This is a genomic window from Pauljensenia sp. UMB3104 (genome assembly GCF_030217285.1).
Taxonomy (GTDB): domain Bacteria; phylum Actinomycetota; class Actinomycetes; order Actinomycetales; family Actinomycetaceae; genus Pauljensenia.
Genome location: NZ_JASONN010000260.1, coordinates 1 through 283, shown reverse-complemented (window position 1 = coordinate 283; position 283 = coordinate 1). Strand labels below are relative to the sequence as shown.

Genomic DNA, 283 nt, shown 5'->3' with positions numbered 1-283 from the left:
ACAGCTCCGAGGAACGGGCAGGCGCACCTGAACAGCGCTTCACCCACGCCAGCGTGCTGGGCACCGGAGCATGGGGAACAACCTTCGCGCACATCCTGAGCCAGGCCGGCCTCACCGTGTCGATGTGGGGTAGGAACGAGGGTGTCGTCGACTTCATCAACTCTCATGAAAACTCAACCTACCTGCCTGGTGTCACACTGTCCGATGCGATTAACGCGACGACCGACATCCGGCAGTGCATTCAGGACTCGAACCTGTTATGCATCGCCGTGCCCGTGGGGGC

1 protein-coding gene is annotated in these 283 nt (G+C 61.5%); it reads left to right on the top strand.

Features of this window, described 5'->3' with window-relative positions:
- Positions 1–53: 53 nt before the first annotated feature.
- A partial coding sequence (locus QP415_RS11630) for a 2-dehydropantoate 2-reductase N-terminal domain-containing protein (RefSeq protein ID WP_285100184.1) occupies positions 54–283 on the top strand: 230 nt, incomplete at its 3' end.